Source organism: Methylobacterium sp. CCH7-A2 (assembly GCF_001557075.1).
GTDB lineage: Bacteria > Pseudomonadota > Alphaproteobacteria > Rhizobiales > Beijerinckiaceae > Allobosea > Allobosea massiliensis.
Genome location: NZ_LSKN01000253.1, coordinates 1 through 1,812, shown reverse-complemented (window position 1 = coordinate 1,812; position 1,812 = coordinate 1). Strand labels below are relative to the sequence as shown.

Annotated in this window: 2 protein-coding genes; both read right to left on the bottom strand. The window is 53.5% G+C overall.

The window, feature by feature from the left end; all coding sequences use genetic code 11:
• Positions 1 to 299: 299 nt before the first annotated feature.
• Positions 300 to 1,061 (bottom strand): hypothetical protein, encoded by a 762-nt coding sequence (locus AX750_RS26235; protein WP_156450234.1) that lies wholly within the window; start codon positions 1,059 to 1,061, stop codon positions 300 to 302.
• Positions 1,054 to 1,722, bottom strand: coding sequence for a hypothetical protein (locus tag AX750_RS26230; RefSeq protein WP_156450233.1), 669 nt, complete (start codon positions 1,720 to 1,722; stop codon positions 1,054 to 1,056). Before AX750_RS26230 ends, AX750_RS26235 begins: the two co-directional genes overlap by 8 nt.
• Positions 1,723 to 1,812 lie beyond the last annotated feature (90 nt).

The following is a 1,812-nucleotide window of genomic DNA, read 5'->3' as shown; positions in this document are numbered from 1 at the left end:
TTCCCTTCTCCCGGATGGGAGAAGGTGGCGCGGAGCGCCGGATGAGGGCCTGCCGTTTCAATGGAAGGCGCTACGGCTCCGTCGCGTTTCAAACAGTCAGCGGCGGTCCCTCACCCTTGCACCTCTCCCATCCAGGAGAGGGGTTCCCCGCGCCCATCGCCGCAGCGCACGGAACCGCAACGGAGAACCCTCTCCTGTAAGGAGAGGGCAGGGAGAGGTGTCGGCCGTTCTCCGCATGAGGCTTTGCATTGCATCAATCAAGCCCGCGCCCGATACCACGGTCCCACTTGGTGCCACCGCTATCTCAGACGTCTTTCGATGAGGCGATTTGACCAGTCCTCAATGACGTGTGCCGGTATGATTTCTCCATCGAACAACGCGAAGAGATCACGAGTTGCCTTTTGGACCGCCGGAGCGATAGCGCTTACTGGCGTGTCCGAAGGCAATTCAACATAGGTCGAAATTGTATTATCGTGGGCACGGGGTTCCCCGATCATCAAAATAAAAGGGTTGGCCCAAGTCTTCAGAGTTCTATTGGCGAGTCCGGTCCACCTAAATGCAAAGCCAAGTTGCCGCGGCGGATCGTCTGTGGTCATAAGTCCGTTTGCGATGGCTATGCCCACAGCAATTGCTTCAGCAACTCTTATGATAACGATAATCGGGTCAAGAGCGGTTCCCGGAGCAACCTTCTCGGGAACTTGATCATCTTGTAATGCTCGACGGAGATAGAACTTCCCGCGCGGATCAAACCTCATAAACTCCAAGTGGCTAGACCAGCCGCCTTTCGAGACAATGATCGCCTCCCAAGCCCCATCGTGAATCACCGGTTGGCTTTTTGCTTCTGTAAACGACCTAGAGTCGAGCCAAACCGGCCATCCGGTGTAGTTGGGATTGCTCCCTAGCACTTTGCCAAGGAAATGCTTATCCGGAACGCGCCCCTCCCATTCCGGTTCAATGGCTAATGCGACCTCCCAAGTGAGCGATGAAGCCATCCGGCGAACATCGGCATCATCGCCTAACCCGATCCTGTTGAGCGCTTTCAGCAGCCGTTTTTCACTCATCGTCGAGCAGCCCTTTTGCCCGTTCCATCAAGTTTGCAACAGGGGATGTAACTGGCGCGCTATCTGTGATCCCCCAAAGGACCGAGGCTAGTGCAGCCGCATCTTGTCCAGCGAATTGTCGACGAAGAAACCGACCAACATCGGCTTCGCGGTTATCGAAGCAGATTCCGATGATTTCGCGCCAGTCTTGGGGCCTTGCAGCACTACTACTCGGAACCCCATTAGACGCAAGCGTTCTAAAATATAAATCACCTGTATTTATGAGCCTGTTTCGATCATCGAACAAATCACGTTTTGCCGCCACAGGCGTTTGAACCCCAGGCGGCACCGCAATGACGGGATACGCAACACCTTCGCGCTCAGAAAATCCCACACTAATTTCGAACAATTCTTGTGCATATCGTGAAATAAGGGCCTGAACCACGTCAATATGAAAGCTGACACGCGGATCAGCAAGCTGATTTCCTAAATCCGGGGCGCCATTATTATCAAATCCGATTATCAAAAATCCGCCATTGCGATTTCGCATTGCCAAAGCGGCACGTACAATTTTTGCTTGCCCTTGTGGAGCCCCAGGATCGATCCACTGCTTTATCTCAACAGCCAACGATTCTACTGGGTTTGCGACAAGAGCATCAATTTGCCGCTGATCGATATTCATTATCGCCCCTTCGGAGTCAGTTCGAACAAATTAGACTAAGAGTCCGTCCCGGAACTCATGACGCTCGCGCGATGCGGCGGATAAGAACCA